We start from the raw sequence: 14,422 nt of genomic DNA on the forward strand, positions 1-14,422 counted from the left end.
CCGCGGTCACTTGGACTTGGGAACGGTGGAGGCGACGTCATCGAGCACGGCGTCCGTCACCAGACCGGTGTCCTCCAGCACCTCCATATGGTCGTTCACCGTGGCGTTGGTCTGCGTGGCCAGCCGCCGGATCAGGGAGTTCTTGGTGGCGGCGCGGACCTGGGCGATGACGATGAAGATCTTGCCGTGCGAGGCACGCAGCAGGTCCACGAAGAGCTGGTCGAACTTCTCGCCGTCGGCCTCCTTCAACTGCTGCACCCAGGCCTGCTGTTCGGCACTGGCCTCGTCGGGCAGCGGCACATTGAGGGTCTTGGCGGTCTCACGGGTGAGCTGATCCAGCTTGCTGTGTCCGTCCAGCAGGTGCATCCCGGCCCGCTTGATGGCCTCACCCGCGGCCTGACTCTGGGCCATCCGCCCGGCGGGGATCTCCCACAGCCCGGCCTGCCGGACCTTGACCAGGAACGTCTTGTCCAGTTCGGTCAGCGCCCCGGACCCGGAGGCGGCGGCCGTTCCGGCGTCCTGCGCGGACGGCACGGTCCCCGCCACCGAACCCTCCTCGCTGTCACTCTTCGAGATCCACACGGCCACCCCGGCGACGATCGCCACCATGGCGACCACGGCGGCCAGGATCCGGCTGCGGGGAAAGGCGGAGCCGTGGTGTCGCGCGTTCCGGGCGTGATTCATCATGCCTCCTGGGGGCGCAACGGCCCGTCGGGAGAGCCGTGGCCGTGCTGCGGGGATCAGCGGTACGACTGAGGTACGGCAGGCACAGATCTTTGCACTCAGCAAAAGCCGGTCTTCGTCATCTGCGCTCAAGATGCGCCCACAGGCGGCGCTTGTGCCTTAAAATCCCGGCCCGCGCGGCACGGTGCGTGGCGACGGGACGCTCACGGCGGGGTGTTGTGGCCGCGCCCCACGGGACCGTCACGACAACGCGACACCGCGTATGACGTCAGCGGCGAACGTGCCCCAGGGCAGGTCCGCACGGTCCCGCCTGGCTCGCGACGCCTGGCCCGCGACGTCGCCGCGTTGTCGGGGGCGTCCTCGCGGGGGTGCCCCTGCCACCGTGCGAGCGCACGCTCCCCCGGCTACCGCCGGGAGGTGCCCCCTTTGAAACCGCGGGCCGATCCAACGCGACGTCGCGGACACGCCCTGGCGACGACCCCTGCCGCACGGAATACCGCGACCGCACCCCCGCACCACCCGCGGTATGTTCGCGACGGCCCGCGGCCCGCGCCGGCATGGCCGCGAGGCCCGTTGCCGCGAGGGCCCCGCACCACGTTCACCAACCGGCGACTCTTCGCCGCTCCCCCCGCCCGCCGGAGGGCTCGCCCGAGGGCTCACCGCCGGCCTCCGTGAAGGCTTGCAACGCCTCGATCAGACCGCGCCGCTGCCCCGCGGGCATCGCTGCCACGATGCCCGTGAGCTCGCCCTTACGCCGCTCGGTGACCTCCTCCACCGTGCGCCGCCCGGTATCCGTCAGCGAGATCACGCTGGTCCGCCGGTCCACCTCCGAGGCCCCGCGGGCCACCACCCCGGCCGCCGCCAGCCGGTCGATCATCCGCATCGCCGTGGAGGGCTGCACCCCCAGTTCCTCGGCCAGCCGGGACAGGCTGAGCGGTCCACGGTTCTCCAGCGCCACCAGCATCCGGAACTGCGGCAGGGTCAGCGTCTCCTCCACCGCCGCCAACGACCGCGCCGACACCGCGACCAGCAGCCGGGAGGCGATCAACAAGGCGTGCACCATGGCCTCGATATCGGACTCAGGAACGGGCGAACTCGTCGGCATAGGCCCTTTCTACCCCGGCCCCGCCGGAATTGCGGTGGCCGAACGGCCCCTGCTGTGCCACCCTGCGCCTATGTTCCGCACGACGTCCCGCCCAGCGAACCAGCCCGGGAGCCATGCCGCGTAGGCCGCCGGCAGCGGTACGGGCCGCCCTCAGTCACCACCCCCGCCATCCGCACCCCCCGCGCTACTCGGTCGTCGACGGGGTCTCCGCGGCGACACTCGGCGAGATCCACCGCCTGGAGCGGGCCCGTGGCAAACCCGGCGTGGTCGCCCGGGACCTGGCGTCGTGGAGACAGCAGGCGGCACAGGTGACCCGCCGGGCCGGACCCGGCACCCCCGATCCGCCGTGTCCGTGCTGTGAGCCGGACCCCGAGGGCCGCCCCGGTCTGGAACGTGTCCTGGGCGCCCTCTCCCGCCGAGCCCGGCGCGAACTCGCCGCCGTGGTGGAGCCGGTGGACGGCAGAGTGCTGACCACCACATACGGACCGCCACCCGACATCCCCGGGTGGTGGGAGCGGCGCTACTGACCGCCTCGGATCAGCCGGTACATCCTCGGCACATCACCAGCCATCAACCTCCGGCCGATGGCGATACGGCCGGGCCCGTGGGGCGTCGGGCTCCGCCACGCCTCCCACCGGCTCTGCCGCGCGTGCCCCGGCCCCATGCGTACCCATCCCGGCAGTCCATACGGCTACGTACCTGCCGACCTCCGTCCCGAAAGGCCCCGCCCATGCCTGCCTTCTCCGCGCCCGACGGCACCGAACTCGCCTACGACATCCTGGGCGACGGGCCCCCGCTGATCGTCCTCCCCGGCGGTCCGATGCAGGACCCGGCCTACCTGGGCGACCTCGGCGGTCTCTCCGCCCACCACCGGCTGATCACACCGCACCTCCGCGGTACGGGCCGTTCGGCCACCCCGCACGACCCCGCCACCTACCGCTGCGACCGCCTCGTCCCGGACGTCGAAGCCCTCCGCGCCCACCTCGGCCTCGACCACGTCGATCTGCTCGCCCACTCCGCCGGCACCAACCTGGCCATCCGCTACGCGGAACACCATCCGGACCGCGTCCGCAAACTGGCCCTGATCACCCCGAGCCCCATGGCACTCGGCATCACCATCACACCCGAGATCCGCCGTGAAACGGCCCTCCTCCGCCAGGACGAACCCTGGTTCCCGACGGCGTTCGCCGCCCTGGAGGCGATCACCTCCGGAAAGGCCACCGCCGACTCCTGGCAGGCCATCGCCCCGTTCCGGTACGGCCACTGGGACGCCACCGCCCAGGCCCACCAAGCCGCCGAGGCCACGCAGCGCAACGACGAGGCCGCCGCCGTCTACGGCTCCGAAGGTGCCTTCTCCCCCGACACCACCCGCACCGCCCTCACCGGCTTCCACCAGCCGGTACTGCTCCTCGCCGGGGAGTACGACCTCAACTCCCCGCCCGCCTCCGTGGCGGCTCTGGCCGACCTCTTCCCCACCCCGCACCTCACGACCCAGCCCGCCACGGCCCACTTCCCGTGGCTGGACGACCCGTTCCGTTTCCTGTCCACCACCACGTCCTTCCTAGCCTGACAGGCCCTCACAACCCTTCGCGTAGTGGTCCTGACGACACACCTGCAACCGCCGTTCGTTCTCGCGGTCAGCGCCTTCCCTCTGTGCCGCCAGCATGACCGCGCCCAAGAACAGGACGATCACCACCTGGCTCCAGACGATCGCCACGTGCCCCGCCCTGGCGGCCATCGCCCCCGCCACGACGGCGATGGCCGCCAGCACCGCCACCTTCAGGACATAGGGCCCGGCCGGGTCCCCGACGTCCTCGGGATCCCAGGAGCCGAACCACCAATTGAGGGAGATCGCGGCCAAGGCCACCAACTCGTAAAACGCGAGAGCGAGGGCAAGACACCCCATACCGCTTCGTTCCGCCATGATCCGAGCACACCACCACACACCCCGCGGCACATGAGTACGCGTACTCATCCCCCCGCACCGGACCGGAAGGTCCGGCGGTACGTCTGCGGGCTCACACCGATGGCGGCGTGGAGCCGCTGCCGCAGGGAGGCGCCGGTGCCGAGTCCGGACCGCCGGGCGACGAGGTCGACAGGCCAGTCGGTGGTCTCCAGGAAGTGGCGCGCAAGGTCCACGCGTTGCCGGGTGAGCCACTGACCGGGTGTCGTGCCGACCTCATCGCGGAAGCGGCGGCTGAAGGTGCGCACGCTCATATTGGCGTGCGCGGCCAGCCCGGCCACCGCGAGCGGTTCCGACAGCCGCCGCGCGGCCCACGCCCGGGTGGCCGCGGTGCTGCCGGTGGCCGGTTCGGGGACGGGACGCCGGATGTACTGCGCCTGACCGCCCTCCCGCCATGGGGGTACGACACAGGAGCGGGCGACCTCGTTGGCCACATGACTGCCGTGGTCGCGGCGGACGATGTGCAGACACAGGTCGACACCGGCGGCCACCCCCGCCGAGGTGAGGACGTCCCCGTCGTCGACGTACAGCACGTCGGGGTCGATACGGGCGGTGGTGAACATCCTCTGGAGCCGGTCGGCCTCACGCCAGTGGGTGGTGGCGGGACGGCCGTCGAGCAGTCCGGCGGCGGCCAGTACGTAGGTCCCGGTGCAGATCGCGACGATCCTCGTCCCCGGCCGCACGGCGGCCAGCGCCTCCCGCAGTGGCTCGGGCAGCCAGCCCTCCTCCCGTATGGGCCCCAGCCGGTGGGAGGGCGGGACGACCACGGTGTCGACGGTGGCCAGCAAGGAGGCGTCATGGGAGACAGCGAGGTCGTAGTCGGCCTCGGCCCGCACAGGGCCACCGTCCAGGCTGCACGTGGTCACGGAGTAGAGCGGATTGCCGTCACCGTCACGGGCGGCGTCGAAGATACGGGCGGGAATGCCCAGCTCGAAGGGGACGACGCCGTCCAGGGCCAGAACACCGACACGATGCATGGCCGGATCCTTTCAGGGCGTGACCGTCAGCCCACCACCGCGGGCCACGGCACCCGGGCAGTGTGGGCCCGGCACTGCCGTCCCACCTCGCCCCGGAGAAGGAACACCACCCATGCCTCAGCCCGTAGACACCCCTCCGACCATGCGCGCCGTCTCCCAGGACCGGGCCGGAACCCCCGACGTCCTCACGGTCGTCGAGACGGCACGACCGGAACCGGGCCGGGGCGAGATCCTGGTCCGCGTGCACGCGGCGGGTGTCAACCCCGCCGACTGGAAGACGCGCGAGCGCGGTGTGTTCGCCGACGGAACACCCCTCCCCTTCACCCTCGGCTTCGACGTGTCCGGAGTCGTCACGTCCGTCGGCGCGGGCGTGACGGTGTTCCGACCCGGCGACGAGGTGTTCGGCATGCCCCGCTTCCCGCATCCGGCGGGCGCGTACGCCGAGTACGTCACCGCCCCGGCCCGGCACTTCGCCCCACGCCCCCGCGGTCTCGACCACACCCAGGCCGGCGCCCTGCCGCTGGCCGCGCTCACCGCCTGGCAGGCCCTGGTGGACACCGCCGCCGTCCGGCCCGGTCAGCGCGTCCTGATCCACGCGGGCGCCGGCGGCGTCGGCCACCTGGCCGTCCAGATCGCCAAGGCCCGTGGCGCGTACGTCATCGCCACCGCCAGCGCGGCCAAACACGACCTCGTACGCGCCCTGGGCGCCGACGAACTCATCGACTACCGCACCCAGGACATCGCCGCCACCGTTCGCGACGTCGACGTCGTCCTCGACAGCGTCGGCGCCGCCACCTGGTCCCGTTCGCTGCGCACGCTCCGCCGCGGAGGCACACTCGTCTCGATCCTCCCCCTCGACGACACCTTCCCCTCCCGGCAGGCCGAGGAGGCCGGGGTCCGGGCGGTGTTCATGCTCGTCGAACCGGACCAGCAGGGCCTCCGTGAGATCAGCGCCCTGATCGAGGACGGCCGTCTCCGCGTGATCGTCGATGCCGTCTTCGCCCTCGAACAAGCCGCACAGGCCCATGTGTTGGGCGAAACGGGTCGCACCACGGGCAAGATCGTCCTGACCCCCGTCCCCACCCCGTAACACCCCTGGCGGTGAGGCGCTCAAAAACCAGTGGAGCGGCGTCGCTGCGCGCCATTACCGTGCTGCCGGACCAAGCCGCCTAGCCAAGGGCATGCCGTTGTACACCGTGTGAGAACCCCCCGAGAGCTGATCTGTCGCGCGTCGCGCCCTGTGCGCCGCGCTGCTTCTTGCTGCGGACTTCTCACTGAAACCGGTGTACTTCTGTGCTCACCACCTGGTTCGTCATGCCCACCTGCCTGCCGATCGTCCTCCGCCGGTGCCACACCTGCGCCGCCTCCGCGAGCTCTGGGCGCTCCGGGCGCTCCGGGCGCTTCCGGGCGAGCGGAAAATTCCGCGTCAACGCCAACCACAAGCTCATCGACGCCTGGCTGCTCGTGCTCTGCACCACCTGCGGGGAAACGGCGAAGCTGACGCTCCTGGAGCGGACGCACGTGCGCTCCGTGCGACCCGAACTGCTGGACCGGCTGCATGACAACGACCTCGGCCTGACAGCCGAACTGCTCCAGGACCCCGCCGTACTGCGCCGCAATCGCATCGCCCTCGACTGGAACGACGCCTGGCGTCTCGACACCGGCGGATCGGACCACCTGGACCAGGAGGTGATCGACGTCTCGGTCCGCTTCACGGCGCGGATCCCGGTCCGCCCGACGCGGCTGATCGCCGAGGGCTGCGGTCTCTCACGGGCCGGGGTCGAGAAACTGATCACCGAAGGGAAGCTCGTCTCGGCCGTCCGGCTGAGCGGCAAGCTCTCCGACGACTTCACCTTCACGCTCAAGCGCTGAGCGCCCGCTGAACCAGGCCCTGTCCGGCGGGTGTTGCCGGACAGGCCAAGGCTCAGGAGGACATCGCGGCCCGTTCGCCCTCGCTGCGGAGAACACAGAACTCATTGCCCTCGGGGTCCGCGAGAACGGCCCAGCCCGCACCATCGCTCTCCCGGCGATCGGCGACCAGGGTGGCACCGAGACCGAGCAGCCTCTCGATCTCCTCCTCGCGCGAGGTCTTCGGACGCAGACACAGATGGAGCCTGTTCTTGACCGTCTTCGGCTCCGGAACCTGGTTGAAGTACAGGTTCGGCCCCTCCGGCAGCATCACCTCGGTCTCCCGCGAACCCGGCTCGTCCTCCGGATGCAGCGGACAACCGACCACCTCGCTCCAGAACCGGGCCAACCCATAGGCATCCGCACAGTCGATCGCCACGTTCTCCACCACTGAAACCATGCGCCCGAGCCTGCCCCAGGCACCGCCCGGCCTGCCACCCCGGACTGAGTACCTCGACGAGAGCGGCTGAGTACGCGAACAGATCCGGGCCGGACGGCAGCCGTCCTAACCTCGCGCCATGAGTGATCACGGGGGAAACGACAGACCGAGCCCGCAGACCGAGACGGGGCACGCCGCCGCGCAGCCAGGCATACCCAACCTGGTACCGCGAGCTCTCGGCGTCCTCGTGCTGTGGCTGGTGGGAGGGGCGTTGTTCCTGTTGAACCGGTTTCTCCCCCTGGGCACGGCCGACTGCGACTACGAACAGCACGCCGCCTGCGACCCGTCCACGCTGGACCTCGCCATGGCCATCCCGGACATCACCATCCCCCTGGCCGTACTGGCGGGCACCTGGGGCCTCTTCTCCCGCCGCCCCGGCGTCGCCCCGCTCGCGTGGATCTCCTCGATCCTCGCCATCATCACGTCCACCGGCGCCGCGTTCGCCATCGCGACGTAAGCCACCCGCTGGCATCCTCTACACCGAGGGAGGAGCCATGGCACTGGTACGCAAGGGCGCGCGGCGCATCGTCGTCGACGGCACGGCCTACCGCTGGCGACTGCGGCACAGGCCGACCTACCTCCAGGGCCTCGCCTGGTCACCGTGCACCTACGCGGTCGAGCATGCGGACGCCCCAGGAACAACCCTCGTGGTCACCACCAACCAGCCACATCCGAGCAACTGGCCCGGCCGAGCGGCGAAGCCCACGCTGCCGTCCGACGTCGCCGAGGCCATTCGACGCGCTCTCGACACCGGCTGGTCCCCCACACTTCCGGGGCCTCCCTTCCACCTCGACCAGTCCACCGGCTTCACTCCATCGCCCTGAACGCCGGGCGCGGCGTCTGGGGTGTGCGCCCGAAGTCTGGCCGGTGGGTGGTGACGTCGGTGCGCCGACAGCCGCTGACGTCTGTCGCCGTCGATGCCGAGCGAGTCTCCTGAACACCCCGGAACCGTTCCGGGCTGTCGTTTAACCGGTTCCACGTGACGGTGCATGGGTGCGAGACTGCCTGGCGTGTCTCGACCTGACCTCTCAGAGCTTGATTACCTGCGGGAGATCGAGCGTCTGGCCAGGGTGGTGACCACCGCGGCGTCTGCCGAGGGCCACCTGTCCTATGAGCCTGACCCGGACGACGCCACGCCACTGCAGCGCGCCGTCAACGCACTCGCACGCGAAATCCGGCACTACCACTTTCCCGGCGACGGCTGCCTGCCCGAGGAGGACCGGCCCACGGTGCGGCTGGCCGGCGTGATGGTGCTCCGGCCGAATTCCCTGCCGTCCGGCATGGAGGAGACCTACGAGGAGGCGTGCGCTCGCCTCGGTGTCGAGGCTCGAGCCGAGGGCTGGGCCCTGTGGAACACCTGGGGCAAGGGCGGGGCGAGGGTCACCATGGTGGTCTCATCGGTCGACACGACAGAGGGCCTGTTGGCGAACTGGGCGCGAGGCAGGCCCGTGTACCCGGTGACCCCAGTCCCCTCCCAGATAGCTCGAGTCCAACAGGGATGGGCCGGCCCCATGACGTTCTCCCCCTTCGGCGCCGAGCAACTGGGCCTCGCAGGACAGTGACCGACGCGGGAATGGTGCCCGCGTGGAGAGGACTGAGTTGTTCAGCGAGGAGTTGCGGGTTCTGTACGGATGGGAGGTACTGACAGAGACGGCGCAACAGTTCAAAGAACACATGATTCAATGACCAGATGGTGGAGAACGGTACATTCCTGGGACCGTTGGAACTGGCGGGCGCCCATTGGGGAATCGGGGACGCCACACGACCGGATACCCACTGGGTGGAGTTCAGCCCGGACGGGCTCCACCAGCGCGAGCCAGACTCCGAGGGACGCTTGATCCCGTGGTCCAGGATCATGACCGGCATCTGGTTCACCTGGGGCAAGCGCTCCTGGAACACGAACAGCAGGGGCATGTACACGCCGACGGGGATGGTCGCCGGGCGCGACGGCGGCTGGATGCACATGACACTGCGCCACCCGTACGAGGACTACCGGCTGCGCTTCGACCAGCACACACGCCCGTACCAGGCGGTGGACGCCCTCCGGCTGGAGTACCTGCTGCGGCAGCTCATCGACGAGGGAAAGCTGCATCTCCTCGGCGACCCGGAATGGGTGGGCCAAGCCGTGGCGCACCTGGCCGACGGGAAAACCAGCTGGAATACGCGCCGTGCGCTGCGGCGAGTGGCGGCGGAAGCCCTGGCAGCGGCCGGCCCGGGCAGCCCCTGACCGCCCACCCCCGAGCTCTGCGGTCCCCATCGCCGTCAGTCAGAGACGTCAGAAGCCCCGGACGAAAGATCGTCCGGGGCTTCTTCCCTGCTCAGACACAGAGCCGACTGTCGGGTTCGAACCGACGACCTTCGCTTTACAAGTTCGCTCACGGGCCGGACCGCCTCAGGCTTGGCTGGACCTAACTGGCGACTTAGCGGTGGCTTCGATGCACCGGCTGCCGCCGACGTCCGCCGTCGTTGATGTCACTTGGTGATGTCAGAACGTCAGTCGAGCAGTACCCTGCAAGCGGCCTTGCGTCGGTCGGTGTGAACTCTTCCCCACAGCGCCGACCCGTTGTGGAGGGGACCAGCCCGTTCGAGCCGGGCCAGGGAGGGGAGCCCCGATCGTGGGAGCTGATACCCGCCATCGGTCTCGTCTGAACGCCTGTGAACAGCCCTGAATGAGACGGAAACTGAGACGGGCTGCCCCTCCCGCTCGTGGACGAAGAACGAACCCCGCTCGCACGACGCCAATGCCGTGACATCCGCTCCCTGCCCACGCGAGATAGGCCGCACCTCGTACTGCTCCCCCGTGTGCTCCCGGACCAACGCCCACAGTCGTTCGCACGTTGACCCGCCTCCGCTTGCTCCCGCAGCCGCCATCGCCCTCCCTCGTGGTCGGCCACGCTGCCCCTGCCGCCGGCTCGAGCCGCAGGTGTGAGACGTGATGGCCAACTGGTGTGTACGTGTCGCGCGCCGGGGCCATCAGCCCAGGTACGGATGGTCTCGGTGTTCCAGGAAGTGCTGCAGCCGCAGCCGCTGGGTGTGGTGCATGGCGAGACTGTCCAACGCCTCGGGTGCGACAAAGCGCAGCTCCGTCGACTCGTCCGAGATGGCCAGATGTCCACCGACCACCCGGGCCGTGAAGCACACGTTGAACTGTCGGCGCACCTCACCGTCGGTGTACGCAATGACGTGGCGTGGGTCGGTGTACGTGCCGACGAGACCTGTGATCTCGACGTCCAGCCCAGTCTCTTCCTTGACCTCGCGGACCGCCGTACCCGGCAGTGAGTCGGACATCTCCATGCCGCCGCCCGGAAGCGCCCAGAGGTCGTTGTCCCGGCGGCGCTGGAGGAGAATCCGTCCCTCCTCGTCGGTGACGACAGCAGAGGCAGCCACTACCAAGCTGTTCGGCTCAGGCGCATCCGGGTCGTCGTAGTACTCGGTCCGTGCCATGGTCAGTTGTCCCCTACCGGTGTCGCTGTCGCCCACACCCCGTCGAAGCTGGCGGCGTAGGTGTCGAACATGCCGCCTACCCCGCTCCGCCGCAGATGCCACACCGGGGCAGCAAAGGCGTTCACGCCCCAGACATGGGCATTGACCAACGCCTGATCATCGGCGCGGTAGATCGAGTTGTAGAGCGTCGTGGCATGCGTACGCACCTCGATGCCCTGCGTCCCGATCAAGGAGCGGTAGTGCATGAGCGCGAGACGGCACCGGGACTCGATCCCGTGGCCGAACTCCTCCTCCTCGCCCCGCAACCGGACGTTCTCACTGTCGGCGTCACCGATGGCGATGCGGACCGCGCAGCCTTCAGCAGCACGCTCCCGCAAGAGATCGTTGAGCCGGGGGTACGCCTCATGCAGGAAGACAGCGGCGTACACCAGGACATCGATCTGTTCACGGGCCTCGGACAGCATGTCCACGAACACAGACACCGGGATGTCCGCCCGCTGGTCGTACAACGCGACCAGTTCGGGGCTGACCGCGCGGGCGGGTCGCGGCTGGCGGAGCGATGGCCATAGTGCGTGCACGTCTTCTCCCAGGGTTTCAGCCGCCTTCATGGCCGTGGTCCGGCGCGGCGTACGCCCGAGATTCACCCATCGCTTAACGGACTTGGGGTCCACCTCGACCTTCTCCGCGAGGGTGGCGTACGTCCAGCAACCGGCCGCCATGGCGGCACGTAACCTTTCGTTCGGCATCCGAGTCTCTCCCTGCTTCCGGGGACGGCACCAGGGACGTTCTACACGGCGCGGGACGTCCCGAAGTGGGATTCGGCGGTGGTTCCCACGTCCTGGCGAACGGCCGGAGGATGCGTTCCATGGGCACCGACAACGCTCTCCAAGCAGCTGTGGACGTCGACCGGATCACGCCAGCGATCAACCGCGCCCTGGCAGCGCAGACGACACCTCCCCCGTGCGAGGAACTGGTCGAGCTGCGCCAAACACTCCAAGGGCACATCCAAGGGCTCTTGCCCTTGGTGGAGCGACAGGTTGAGCTCATGGACCGAGCCACGGTGGCCTGGTACGAGCGGCGGTGCCGCCTGAACACCCTTTCGCGCAAGGCTGCCCAGGGGCTCGGTGCCGGTGCGCAGCCCACTCATGAGCACCTGCGGAGCTTGGCGTACGCCTGCACGTTCCTCCTGGAGAACTCCGGTCTCATCCAGGAGCCGGCCCAGTGACCACATGGCGGACAGTGCCCCGTACCCGTCGGGAGCCTCGGGATCCGCAGCAACAAGATCGCCCGGGGAGAGGCATGGACCAGCCCGACCACATCATCCTGTCCTGCGCACGGAGTCCTCAGCAGGTGGCACGGCTTCGACACCTCGGCGCCACACACTTACGACGGTGGGGGCTCGGCGCCCACGTGGAGACGGCTGAGCTGCTCATCAGCGAGCTGGTCACCAACGCCGTGCGCTACGGAGAGGCGGAGGAGCTCGGCTTCTCCCTCTTCCACCAGAAGGGCGAAGTCCACATCGAGGTCAGCGACGGCGCTCCCGGTCGCCCCAAGGTCAGACATCCCGCCCCTGGAGAGGAAAGCGGCAGAGGGATGCTCATCGTCGACGCGCTCGCCGACGACTGGGGGACCAGCCACGACGGTACGAGGACGTGGTGCAAACTCACCTAGCACCCCGCCCGCCACCGGCGGGACAGCGTGCACCCGCGTTGATGTCACCTGCTAGATGTCAGAAGCCCCGGACGAAAGATCGTCCGGGGCTTCTTCCCTGCTCAAACACAGAGCCGACTGTCGGGTTCGAACCGACGACCTTCGCTTTACAAGAGCGGTGCTCTACCAGCTGAGCTAAGTCGGCATCCCCAGCAGTGTACCCATCCCGAAGCGATGATCCATTCGAAAATTCTCACGCTTCGACTAGAGACAGATCACCCCTGCTCGGGATAGCGTCGCGCCAATCCACATGTGTGGAACAACCCACCTTTACTCGGATCGTCCGGCACGTTCCTGCCGGTGAAGGGATCAGATCGCCATGGCTACGGTCACGTACGACAAGGCCACCCGGGTGTACCCGGGGACCGAGAAGCCCGCCGTCGACCAGCTCGACATCGCCATCGAGGACGGTGAATTCCTCGTTCTCGTGGGACCGTCCGGCTGTGGGAAGTCCACCTCGCTGCGGATGCTCGCGGGGCTCGAGGACGTCAACGGGGGCGCGATCCGGATCGGTGACCGGGATGTCACCCACCTGCCGCCGAAGGACCGGGACATCGCCATGGTGTTCCAGAACTACGCGCTGTACCCGCATATGACCGTCGCGCAGAACATGGGCTTCGCGCTCAAGATCGCCGGCGTCAACAAGACCGAGATCCGGCAGAAGGTCGAGGACGCGGCCAAGATCCTCGACCTCACCGAGTACCTGGAGCGCAAGCCCAAGGCGCTCTCCGGTGGTCAGCGGCAGCGTGTGGCGATGGGGCGCGCGATCGTGCGGGAGCCGCAGGTGTTCCTCATGGACGAGCCGCTGTCCAACCTGGACGCCAAGCTGCGCGTACAGACCCGTACGCAGATCGCGAGCCTCCAGCGGCGCCTGGGGATCACCACCGTCTACGTCACCCACGACCAGGTCGAGGCCATGACGATGGGCGACCGGGTGGCGGTGCTGAAGGACGGGCTGCTCCAGCAGGTCGACTCGCCGCGCAACATGTACGACCGCCCCAACAACCTCTTCGTCGCGGGCTTCATCGGCTCCCCCGCCATGAACCTGATCGAGGTGCCGATCACCGACGGCGGTGTGAAGTTCGGCAACAGCGTGGTCCCGGTCAGCCGTGAGGCGCTCAGCGCCGCCGCCGACAAGGGTGACCGCACGGTGACCGTGGGTGTCCGGCCCGAGCACTTCGATGTGGTCGAGCAGAACGGCGCCGCCGCCAAGGCCCTGGTCAAGGAGTCCGCGGACGCCCCGGCCGGGCTCGCCGTGACCGTCAACGTGGTCGAGGAGCTCGGCGCCGACGGTTATGTCTACGGCACCGTCGAGGTCGGCGGCGAGGTCAGGGACCTGGTCGTGCGCGTCAACGGCCGCCAGGTGCCGGAGAAGGGCGCCCAGCTCCACGTCGTGCCGCGGCCGGGCGAGATCCACGTCTTCTCGACGTCCACCGGGGAGCGGCTCAGCGACTGAGCCCGCCCCGCAGGGGAGTTCAGAGGGAGTTCACGGCGCCGTCCGTCCGCTCATGCGGGCGGGCGGCGCCGTCGTCATGAGGTCCCTACGGGTCGCGTTGTCGATAAATCACCGACAATCTCGGCATTTTGGACAGGGTCGTCAATGCCCGGGCTCGCAAACGTGGTATTCCGTCACCCACTTCAGTGACGGAATGTCGCCAAATCGTCGCTCCTCGCTACGATCGCCGCGTACCGCAAGTCCCGACCGACCCGCGAGGAACACCTCCGTGAACACCGCAGCCCGCCGCATCGGCCGAACGCTCGCCCTCGTCCTCCCCGTCGTCCTCGTCCTCTCCGGGACGCTCGCGGTCACCCGCGTCCCGTGGGCCTCACCGAGCTCCGAGTCACAGGTGCTCACCGCCTCCGCCGACCGCGCGTCCACCCAGGCGACCCGCCGGGCCGCCCACGAGGTGCTGCGCGACCGGTTGCTCACCGAGCTCCAGGAGAAGGACCCGGCGGTGGCCCTCACCCACCTCCAGGTGGCCACCAACGAGCGGCCGTCCCTCGCCAAGCACTGCGCGTCCATCGCCCGTGCGCTCGGCCGCGCCGCCGTGGCCAAGTACGGCGGCACCGCGCGGGCCCAGGCGTACGCCCGCCCTGTGTGCGACACCTCGTTCGCCTCCGGCATCACCCAGGCGTACCGCTGACCGCGCCCCCTTCTCCAGCTCCGCCTGCGGCGGTCCCGGCACCGCATA

General features: G+C 69.3%; 19 protein-coding genes and 1 tRNA gene. 12 read left to right on the forward strand and 8 right to left on the reverse strand.

The window, feature by feature from the left end:
- Positions 1–6: 6 nt before the first annotated feature.
- Together NMK44_RS07395 and NMK44_RS07400 are read right to left on the reverse strand one after the other, a co-directional pair.
- Entirely contained in the window at positions 7–687 is a 681-nt protein-coding gene (locus NMK44_RS07395; protein WP_254739632.1) for a DUF4142 domain-containing protein, read from the reverse strand.
- Between the two features lie 595 nt (positions 688–1,282).
- Entirely contained in the window at positions 1,283–1,789 is a 507-nt protein-coding gene (locus tag NMK44_RS07400) for a MarR family winged helix-turn-helix transcriptional regulator (protein ID WP_254739634.1), read from the reverse strand.
- A 113-nt stretch (positions 1,790–1,902) separates the two neighbouring features.
- Between NMK44_RS07400 and NMK44_RS07405 the strand changes: the two genes are divergently transcribed.
- Complete coding sequence (locus tag NMK44_RS07405; protein WP_254739636.1) at positions 1,903–2,316, forward strand: hypothetical protein; 414 nt, start codon at positions 1,903–1,905, stop codon at positions 2,314–2,316.
- A gap of 203 nt (positions 2,317–2,519) precedes the next feature.
- Positions 2,520–3,359, forward strand: a complete 840-nt coding sequence (locus NMK44_RS07410) for an alpha/beta fold hydrolase (RefSeq protein ID WP_254739638.1) — start codon at positions 2,520–2,522, stop codon at positions 3,357–3,359.
- Here the strand turns inward: NMK44_RS07410 and NMK44_RS07415 are convergent.
- A complete protein-coding gene (locus NMK44_RS07415; RefSeq protein WP_254739640.1) occupies positions 3,351–3,713 on the reverse strand; it encodes a DUF6234 family protein in 363 nt (120 codons plus the stop codon). The genes NMK44_RS07410 and NMK44_RS07415 overlap by 9 nt on opposite strands.
- Positions 3,714–3,760: 47 nt before the next feature.
- Positions 3,761–4,729 (reverse strand): GlxA family transcriptional regulator, encoded by a 969-nt coding sequence (locus NMK44_RS07420; RefSeq protein ID WP_254739642.1) that lies wholly within the window; start codon positions 4,727–4,729, stop codon positions 3,761–3,763.
- 112 nt (positions 4,730–4,841) lie between these two features.
- Here NMK44_RS07420 and NMK44_RS07425 point away from each other — a divergent pair, with 112 nt between their 5' ends.
- Positions 4,842–5,819, forward strand: a complete 978-nt coding sequence (locus NMK44_RS07425) for an NADP-dependent oxidoreductase (protein ID WP_254739644.1) — start codon at positions 4,842–4,844, stop codon at positions 5,817–5,819.
- A 203-nt stretch (positions 5,820–6,022) separates the two neighbouring features.
- Positions 6,023–6,601 carry a DUF1062 domain-containing protein gene (locus NMK44_RS07430; protein WP_254739646.1) on the forward strand — a complete coding sequence of 193 codons (579 nt, stop codon included), beginning with the start codon at positions 6,023–6,025 and terminating at the stop codon, positions 6,599–6,601.
- Between the two features lie 52 nt (positions 6,602–6,653).
- On the opposite strand, the gene NMK44_RS07435 is transcribed toward NMK44_RS07430, so the two are convergent.
- Positions 6,654–7,037: a VOC family protein gene (locus NMK44_RS07435; protein ID WP_254739648.1), complete on the reverse strand. Its 384-nt coding sequence runs from the start codon at positions 7,035–7,037 to the stop codon at positions 6,654–6,656.
- A 118-nt stretch (positions 7,038–7,155) separates the two neighbouring features.
- Here NMK44_RS07435 and NMK44_RS07440 point away from each other — a divergent pair, with 118 nt between their 5' ends.
- From NMK44_RS07440 to NMK44_RS07455, 4 genes are all read left to right on the forward strand, one after another.
- Positions 7,156–7,533 carry a hypothetical protein gene (locus NMK44_RS07440; protein WP_254739650.1) on the forward strand — a complete coding sequence of 126 codons (378 nt, stop codon included), beginning with the start codon at positions 7,156–7,158 and terminating at the stop codon, positions 7,531–7,533.
- Between the two features lie 37 nt (positions 7,534–7,570).
- The gene (locus tag NMK44_RS07445; RefSeq protein WP_254739652.1) at positions 7,571–7,900 is read left to right on the forward strand and encodes a hypothetical protein; all 330 of its coding nucleotides are present in this window, start codon (positions 7,571–7,573) and stop codon (positions 7,898–7,900) included.
- 186 nt (positions 7,901–8,086) lie between these two features.
- The gene (locus tag NMK44_RS07450) at positions 8,087–8,638 is read left to right on the forward strand and encodes a hypothetical protein (protein ID WP_254739654.1); all 552 of its coding nucleotides are present in this window, start codon (positions 8,087–8,089) and stop codon (positions 8,636–8,638) included.
- A 293-nt stretch (positions 8,639–8,931) separates the two neighbouring features.
- On the forward strand, positions 8,932–9,303 hold the full coding sequence (locus tag NMK44_RS07455) for a hypothetical protein (protein WP_308358444.1): 372 nt from the start codon (positions 8,932–8,934) through the stop codon (positions 9,301–9,303).
- A 746-nt stretch (positions 9,304–10,049) separates the two neighbouring features.
- Here NMK44_RS07455 and NMK44_RS07460 read toward each other — a convergent pair.
- Positions 10,050–10,520, reverse strand: a complete 471-nt coding sequence (locus NMK44_RS07460) for an NUDIX domain-containing protein (RefSeq protein WP_254739658.1) — start codon at positions 10,518–10,520, stop codon at positions 10,050–10,052.
- Positions 10,521–10,522: 2 nt separating this feature from the next.
- Positions 10,523–11,266, reverse strand: coding sequence for an XRE family transcriptional regulator (locus NMK44_RS07465; protein WP_254739660.1), 744 nt, complete (start codon positions 11,264–11,266; stop codon positions 10,523–10,525).
- 119 nt (positions 11,267–11,385) lie between these two features.
- On the opposite strand from NMK44_RS07465, the gene NMK44_RS07470 reads away from it, so the two are divergent.
- Both NMK44_RS07470 and NMK44_RS07475 read left to right on the forward strand, forming a co-directional pair.
- The gene (locus NMK44_RS07470; RefSeq protein WP_254739662.1) at positions 11,386–11,745 is read left to right on the forward strand and encodes a DUF6415 family natural product biosynthesis protein; all 360 of its coding nucleotides are present in this window, start codon (positions 11,386–11,388) and stop codon (positions 11,743–11,745) included.
- 74 nt (positions 11,746–11,819) lie between these two features.
- Complete coding sequence (locus NMK44_RS07475) at positions 11,820–12,191, forward strand: ATP-binding protein (protein ID WP_254739663.1); 372 nt, start codon at positions 11,820–11,822, stop codon at positions 12,189–12,191.
- A gap of 111 nt (positions 12,192–12,302) precedes the next feature.
- Here the strand turns inward: NMK44_RS07475 and NMK44_RS07480 are convergent.
- Positions 12,303–12,375: transfer RNA gene (locus NMK44_RS07480), tRNA-Thr, on the reverse strand.
- A 174-nt stretch (positions 12,376–12,549) separates the two neighbouring features.
- Here NMK44_RS07480 and NMK44_RS07485 point away from each other — a divergent pair.
- A complete protein-coding gene (locus NMK44_RS07485; protein WP_254739665.1) occupies positions 12,550–13,686 on the forward strand; it encodes an ABC transporter ATP-binding protein in 1,137 nt (378 codons plus the stop codon).
- A 268-nt stretch (positions 13,687–13,954) separates the two neighbouring features.
- Positions 13,955–14,374 carry a hypothetical protein gene (locus tag NMK44_RS07490; RefSeq protein ID WP_254739667.1) on the forward strand — a complete coding sequence of 140 codons (420 nt, stop codon included), beginning with the start codon at positions 13,955–13,957 and terminating at the stop codon, positions 14,372–14,374.
- Positions 14,375–14,422 lie beyond the last annotated feature (48 nt).

Origin of the sequence: Streptomyces cucumeris (assembly GCF_024295805.1) — a bacterium.
Taxonomy (GTDB): domain Bacteria; phylum Actinomycetota; class Actinomycetes; order Streptomycetales; family Streptomycetaceae; genus Streptomyces; species Streptomyces cucumeris.

Excerpts from the sequence above, each read along its gene's own strand:
- NMK44_RS07395 (WP_254739632.1), bottom strand. The coding sequence starts at position 687 with ATGATGAATCACGCCCGGAACGCGCGACACCACGGCTCCGCCTTTCCC.
- NMK44_RS07400 (WP_254739634.1), bottom strand. The coding sequence starts at position 1,789 with ATGCCGACGAGTTCGCCCGTTCCTGAGTCCGATATCGAGGCCATGGTG.
- NMK44_RS07405 (WP_254739636.1), top strand. The coding sequence starts at position 1,903 with ATGCCGCGTAGGCCGCCGGCAGCGGTACGGGCCGCCCTCAGTCACCAC.
- NMK44_RS07410 (WP_254739638.1), top strand. The coding sequence starts at position 2,520 with ATGCCTGCCTTCTCCGCGCCCGACGGCACCGAACTCGCCTACGACATC.
- NMK44_RS07415 (WP_254739640.1), bottom strand. The coding sequence starts at position 3,713 with ATGGCGGAACGAAGCGGTATGGGGTGTCTTGCCCTCGCTCTCGCGTTT.
- NMK44_RS07420 (WP_254739642.1), bottom strand. The coding sequence starts at position 4,729 with ATGCATCGTGTCGGTGTTCTGGCCCTGGACGGCGTCGTCCCCTTCGAG.
- NMK44_RS07425 (WP_254739644.1), top strand. The coding sequence starts at position 4,842 with ATGCCTCAGCCCGTAGACACCCCTCCGACCATGCGCGCCGTCTCCCAG.
- NMK44_RS07435 (WP_254739648.1), bottom strand. The coding sequence starts at position 7,037 with ATGGTTTCAGTGGTGGAGAACGTGGCGATCGACTGTGCGGATGCCTAT.
- NMK44_RS07440 (WP_254739650.1), top strand. The coding sequence starts at position 7,156 with ATGAGTGATCACGGGGGAAACGACAGACCGAGCCCGCAGACCGAGACG.
- NMK44_RS07445 (WP_254739652.1), top strand. The coding sequence starts at position 7,571 with ATGGCACTGGTACGCAAGGGCGCGCGGCGCATCGTCGTCGACGGCACG.
- NMK44_RS07455 (WP_308358444.1), top strand. The coding sequence starts at position 8,932 with ATGACCGGCATCTGGTTCACCTGGGGCAAGCGCTCCTGGAACACGAAC.
- NMK44_RS07460 (WP_254739658.1), bottom strand. The coding sequence starts at position 10,520 with ATGGCACGGACCGAGTACTACGACGACCCGGATGCGCCTGAGCCGAAC.
- NMK44_RS07465 (WP_254739660.1), bottom strand. The coding sequence starts at position 11,266 with ATGCCGAACGAAAGGTTACGTGCCGCCATGGCGGCCGGTTGCTGGACG.
- NMK44_RS07470 (WP_254739662.1), top strand. The coding sequence starts at position 11,386 with ATGGGCACCGACAACGCTCTCCAAGCAGCTGTGGACGTCGACCGGATC.
- NMK44_RS07475 (WP_254739663.1), top strand. The coding sequence starts at position 11,820 with ATGGACCAGCCCGACCACATCATCCTGTCCTGCGCACGGAGTCCTCAG.
- NMK44_RS07485 (WP_254739665.1), top strand. The coding sequence starts at position 12,550 with ATGGCTACGGTCACGTACGACAAGGCCACCCGGGTGTACCCGGGGACC.